Annotated in this window: 2 protein-coding genes; both read right to left on the bottom strand. The window is 64.9% G+C overall.

All coding sequences use genetic code 11. From position 1 onward, the window contains the following. On the bottom strand, positions 1-201 hold a 201-nt coding region (gene rpsJ / locus AC04L7_RS17670), incomplete at its 3' end, for a 30S ribosomal protein S10 (RefSeq protein WP_475513563.1). 565 nt (positions 202-766) lie between these two features. Further along, positions 767-1,957, bottom strand: coding sequence for an elongation factor Tu (gene tuf / locus AC04L7_RS17665; RefSeq protein WP_192272445.1), 1,191 nt, complete (start codon positions 1,955-1,957; stop codon positions 767-769).

The raw sequence follows: 1,957 nt of genomic DNA, 5'->3' as shown, positions 1-1,957 counted from the left end.
GGTTTCGTACTGGTCACGCGCGTCCTTGTCGACGTGCGGGGAAACCAGGATGGTGTAGCGCTCGATCTTGGTCGGCAGCGGGATCGGGCCGCGCACTTGCGCGCCGGTCCGCTTGGCTGTCTCGACGATCTCGCTGGCCGAGCGGTCGATCAGACGATGATCGTACGCCTTGAGCCGGATTCGGATCTTTTGGTCCGCCATGACGGTGTTCCTTCGTTAAAGAGCGACGGGCGCGGCCTCTGGGATGCCTTGCCCCGGTTAGTCCAAGCTGTTCCAGTTCCCCGCCGGCCGCGTGGACTCCACGGTCGGATAGCGCCGGAATCGGCTGGGGATCTTCCTGAAAAACTAGGCAGGCCGGTAAACCGGCCCGCCCAGACATGAAAGTATAGGACGCGTGACAGGCCCCGTCAACCACCGGGGCACCCCGCCTCGGCCCGAGGGCCGGCAGGAAGGCACGCGACACTCCGTGTCTGGCGAACACGAGGCGCTTCCTGCACCTCTTTTCGCGGTAGAACCAGCGGCCTCCCAGGGGGCGCTGGCGGATCATGCGAGTCCTGTCGGGCCAGGAGGCCCTCAAGGGGCGCGCATAATAGCGCAGGTTCTGCTGTTTTGCAGCATCCATCGCGCGAAACGAATGGATTTCTGCAAAAAATAGGCGGACCGAGGTCCGGTCCGCCCTTGTCGCTTCATCAGGCGCTGGATCCCAGCCTGCGCGGGAATGACGGCCCAAGGAAGCCGGACGGGCTGGCCCGTCCGGATCAGGACGTCACTTGATGATCTTGGCCACCACGCCGGCGCCGACCGTACGGCCGCCTTCGCGGATCGCGAAACGCAGGCCTTCGTCCATCGCCACCGGGTTGATCAGGGTGACCACCATCTTGATGTTGTCGCCCGGCATGACCATTTCCACGCCTTCCGGCAGCGTCACCGCACCGGTGATGTCGGTCGTGCGGAAGTAGAACTGCGGACGGTAGCCCTTGAAGAACGGGGTGTGACGGCCGCCTTCGTCCTTGCTCAGCACGTAGACTTCGGCTTCGAACTCGGTGTGCGGGGTGATCGAACCCGGCTTGGCCAGCACCTGGCCACGCTCAACGTCGTCACGCTTGGTGCCGCGCAGCAGCAGACCGGCGTTGTCGCCCGCCTGGCCCTGGTCCAGCAGCTTGCGGAACATTTCCACGCCCGTGACCGTGGTCTTCTGGGTCGGACGGATACCGACGATCTCGATTTCCTCGCCCACCTTGATCACGCCGCGCTCGATACGGCCGGTCACCACGGTGCCGCGGCCCGAGATCGAGAACACGTCTTCCACCGGCATCAAGAACGGCTTGTCGACGTCACGCTCCGGGGTCGGGATCCAGGTGTCCAGCGCATCGACCAGCTTCAGGATCGCCGGCACGCCGATCTCGCTCTGGTCGCCTTCCAGCGCCAGGCGGGCCGAGCCCGAGATGATCGGGGTGTCGTCGCCCGGGAACTCGTACTTGCTCAGCAGCTCGCGGACTTCCATCTCCACCAGCTCCAGCAGCTCGGCGTCGTCCACCATGTCGGCCTTGTTCAGGAACACGACGATGTACGGCACGCCCACCTGGCGCGACAGCAGGATGTGCTCGCGCGTCTGCGGCATCGGGCCGTCGGCGGCCGAGCACACCAGGATCGCGCCGTCCATCTGGGCAGCACCGGTGATCATGTTCTTCACGTAGTCGGCGTGGCCCGGGCAATCCACGTGCGCGTAGTGGCGCGAAGCGGATTCATATTCCACGTGGGCCGTGGAGATCGTGATGCCGCGCGCCTTCTCTTCCGGCGCCGCGTCGATCGCGTCATAGGCCTTGAACTCGCCACCGAAACGCTCCGCGCCGATCTTCGTCAGCGCCGCCGTCAGCGTCGTCTTGCCGTGGTCAACGTGACCAATCGTGCCCACGTTAACGTGGGGCTTGGTGCGTTCGAACTTACCCTTTGCCAT

This window comes from Pseudoxanthomonas sp. LjRoot204_2, from assembly GCF_056175765.1.
This window is presented reverse-complemented; position numbering and strand designations above follow the sequence as displayed.

Bases quoted from the DNA above. Each gene is read 5' to 3' on its own strand.
- tuf (WP_192272445.1), bottom strand. From the start codon at position 1,957: ATGGCAAAGGGTAAGTTCGAACGCACCAAGCCCCACGTTAACGTGGGC.